This is a genomic window from Allobosea sp. CER48 (assembly GCF_044752385.1).
In the GTDB taxonomy this organism is placed as follows: domain Bacteria; phylum Pseudomonadota; class Alphaproteobacteria; order Rhizobiales; family Beijerinckiaceae; genus Allobosea.
Genome location: NZ_JBIWYK010000335.1, coordinates 1 through 3,576, shown reverse-complemented (window position 1 = coordinate 3,576; position 3,576 = coordinate 1). Strand labels below are relative to the sequence as shown.

General features: G+C 68.1%; 4 protein-coding genes. 2 read left to right on the top strand and 2 right to left on the bottom strand.

Going from position 1 to position 3,576, the window contains the following annotated elements; translation table 11 throughout:
- A partial coding sequence (locus ACIPIA_RS12305) for a ChbG/HpnK family deacetylase (RefSeq protein WP_400509898.1) occupies window positions 1-492 on the bottom strand: 492 nt, incomplete at its 3' end.
- Window positions 493-553: 61 nt separating this feature from the next.
- On the opposite strand from ACIPIA_RS12305, the gene ACIPIA_RS12300 reads away from it, so the two are divergent.
- Together ACIPIA_RS12300 and murJ are read left to right on the top strand one after the other, a co-directional pair.
- Entirely contained in the window at window positions 554-1,585 is a 1,032-nt protein-coding gene (locus tag ACIPIA_RS12300) for a glycosyltransferase family 2 protein (RefSeq protein WP_400509895.1), read from the top strand.
- A gap of 6 nt (window positions 1,586-1,591) precedes the next feature.
- The gene (gene murJ, locus ACIPIA_RS12295) at window positions 1,592-3,118 is read left to right on the top strand and encodes a murein biosynthesis integral membrane protein MurJ (RefSeq protein WP_400509894.1); all 1,527 of its coding nucleotides are present in this window, start codon (window positions 1,592-1,594) and stop codon (window positions 3,116-3,118) included.
- 3 nt (window positions 3,119-3,121) lie between these two features.
- Here the strand turns inward: murJ and ACIPIA_RS12290 are convergent.
- Window positions 3,122-3,576: NAD(P)H-dependent flavin oxidoreductase (locus ACIPIA_RS12290; RefSeq protein WP_400509892.1), on the bottom strand; the 455-nt coding region annotated here is incomplete at its 5' end.

Here is a 3,576-nt window from a genome sequence, read left to right as displayed (position 1 = left end):
ATCGAGCAGCGCCCGTCGTACGCCCGGAAGCACGTGCACATGCTGGTGGCCGTCGACGAAATCGGGGGCACGCCCCATCGCGTCCTCGAAGGCGTCGAGCTGGCGCGCGATCTCGGCGGCGATCTCGGCCCTCGCCGCGCCGGAGGATGCAGCCGCGCGAGCCACAGCCTTCAGGCCCGGCAAGAGCCCGCCCGGGGCGAGGCGCGGCATTGTCGTGATCGGCTCGGCACAGGTGAGATTGAGGTGCAGGCCGAGATCGGCCTTCCCGGCAAACGCGGCAAGCTCCGGCGCAAACCAGCGCCAATGCGGACGATTGGTCATTGCCCCCGTCGCCGTCAGCTTGCCATGCCCGAGCAGCGCGAGGATCGAACGACTGACGCCCTCGGTCATGGCAAAATCATCGGCGCAGAGGATGAAGCCTTTCGCCATGCCTTTTGTTGTCCCTTGTTGAGTCGGTTCGGGGTATAGCGCTGCGGGCTTGTCGGTCGGCAAGCTTTAAGGTTCTGTGCCTCGCGCGTCACCCTTGTCGGCAGGTCGCCTGGAAAGGTCGTTTGTGTCGGATCCCGCCTCCCAGCCTGTTCAACGCGCGCCCCGGGCGGCCCGCTGGCCGGAGCTCTCGATCGTCGTGCCCGTGCACAACGAGGCCGCCAATCTGCAACTGCTGGTCGACCGCCTGCGGACAGTGCTGGCGAACGAGGTTTCCTCCTGGGAAATCGTCTTCGTCGACGATGGCAGCCGCGACGACACCCTGTCGGTCATCCGGACCCTGAACGCCGACGATCCACGGATCAGCGCCGTCTCGTTCAGCCGCAACTTCGGCAAGGAAATCGCCATCGCTGCCGGGCTCGACCATGCGATGGGCGATGCCGTCATCATCATGGATGCCGATCTCCAGCACCCGCCCGAGGTCATCCCGGCATTCCTGGAGAAATGGCACGAGGGCTATCTCAACGTCTACGGCCAGCGAACCAGCCGCGAGGACGAAACGCGGCTGAAGCGCAACTTCGCCAAGGCGTTCTACCGGATCTTCTCCTATTTCGGCGAGACCGACCTGCCGGAAGGCGCCGGCGACTTCCGGCTGCTCGACCGCAAGGCCGTCGATGCGCTGCGGGCACTGCCGGAACGATCCCGCTTCTCCAAGGGTCTCTATGCCTGGGTCGGCTTCCGTTCGATCGGCGTGCCGTTCCATGTCGCGGAGCGGGAACACGGCCAGTCGAAATTCAAGTATCGCAAGCTGTTCTCCTTCGCCTTCGACGGCCTCTCCTCGTTCTCCACCGTTCCCCTGAAGGTGGCGACGTGGTCCGGCGCCGTCATCGCCGTCATCGCCGCACTGACAGCCGTCTACTTCCTGCTGCGCACCCTGCTGTTCGGCACCGACCTGCCCGGCTTCCCGTCCCTGATCGTCTCGATCATGTTCTTCTCGGGCATCCAGCTGCTCTCGCTCGGCATGATCGGCGAATATGTCGGGCGCATCTTCGCCGAGGTGAAGCGCCGGCCGCTCTACCTGATCGGGGAGCGCGTCGGCTTCGATGCCCGTACCGTCGACCATCCGCGCGGTGACGCCCTGCCGCCGCTGATCCGCTAGGCCTTCATGCTCAAGAACATCCTGTCGGTCGGCGGCTACACGCTCGTCTCGCGGCTCACCGGCTTCGCCCGCGACGTCATGCTGGCGGCCGTCCTCGGTGCCGGCGCGATGATGGATGCCTTCTCGGTGGCACTGCGGCTGCCCAACCATTTCCGCGCCATCTTCGGCGAGGGCGCCTTCAACCAGGCCTATGTGCCGACCTACGCGCATGTCGCCGAGCGACAGGGCCAGGAGGCCGCCAATCTCTTCGCGGACCGGCTCTTCACCGTCCTCCTCGTCGTGCAGATCGTGCTGCTGGTGCTGGCGCTGCCGCTGATGCCCTGGCTCGTGACCCTGCTCGCGCCAGGCTTCGTGAACGATCCGGCGGTGTTCGACCTGGCCGTCGCCCTGACGCGGATCACCTTCCCCTATCTGCTCTTCGTGACCATGGTCACCTTCCTGGGTGCCACGCTGAACGCGGTCGACCGCTTCGCCGCCTTTGCCGGCGCACCCATTCTGTTCAACCTCTTCATCATGGCGGCGCTGGCCGTGCCCTTCCTGTTCCCGAGCGCCGCCTATGCCGCGGCCTGGGGCGTCGCGATCTCGGGCGTTGCGCAGTGGGCCCTTCTCTATGTCGCCGCCAAGCGCGCCGGTGTTTCCAGCACGATCGTGCGGCCGCGCATGGATGCCGGCGTGCGGCGCTTCCTAAAGACTTTCGGCCCTGCCGTGATCGGCTCGGCCGGGCAACAGATCGCGATCTTCGCCGACACCATCATCGCCTCGCTGTTGCCCCGCGGCGGCTATGCCGCGCTCTATTACGCCGAGCGGCTCTACCAGTTGCCGCTCGGGCTGATCGCCATCGCGGTCGGCACCGTCGCGCTCTCGGCCATGAGCCGGGCGATCGCACGCGGCGACGAGGCCGCCGCCAACCGGGCGCAGAACCGCGCCATCGCAATCTCGCTCGTGGCCAGCGCCCCATTCGTCGCGGCCTTCGTCGCGGTCCCCGATCTGATGGTCGCAGGACTGTTCCAGCGCGGCGCCTTCGATGCGCAGGCCAGCGCGGCGGCCGGCGCGGTGCTCTTTGCCTACGCGCTCGGCCTGCCGGCGATCGTGATGATCCGCACGCAGGTCTCTGCGTTCCAATCCCGCGGCGACACGAAGACGCCGATGCTGGTCGCACTCGCGGCCATCGCCTGCAATCTCGCACTCAAGCTCGTGCTCTGGCGCAGTTGGGGTGCGCCGGGCCTGGCGCTCGCGACCGCTGCCGGCGCCTGGGTCAACCTGCTGGCGCTGTTCGTGCTCGCCCGGCGCCGCGGCTGGACCCAGCCCGACCGGCGCCTGCCCGGCTTTGCGGGAATCGTCTGCGGCGCTGCAGCGCTCTGCGGGCTGCTCGCCTGGTGGGCGGCACCGCTGGTGCTGAGGCTGACGGCCACGCTGCCTTTCGAGCCGCTGCTGATGGCGGTGCTGCTGCTGTCGACCGCGGCGGTTGTCGTCTACGCCGTGCTGGCCGGCGGCGGGCTGAAGGCGACAGGACTGCTGAAACTGTTGCGCTGACGCTCAGGCGAGGAAACGGCTTGCGCCACCGAGCAGAGGCGCGGCCTCCGAGACCATGCGCTCGACGATCTCGCCCGCGCCGGGAATGTCGGAGACCAGTCCGGCTGCCTCGCCGAAGATGACCGCGGCCTTGTCGGGATCGCCGGCCATGAAGGCTTCGCGATAGGCCGGAGCCTCGCTCGCGATGGCCGCCTTCAGTTCGTCATCCCTCCCGGCCCATCGGGCGATGAAGGCGTTGTCGGCAACGCGGATGTCGAATGGGCTCGGCCAGTCGAGCTGGCGGGCGATGTCGGGCAGCGAGGTCCGGACCGTCCGGTCGCCGGTCGCGCCAACGGCTGCCGCGTGGTGGCGCTCATGGACCAGGGCCTCCCGGCTTGCCCAGAACCGCGTCCCGACCAGCACCCCGTCGGCGCCGAGCATCAGGGCGGCGGCAAGGCCGCGTCCGTCGGCGATGCCGC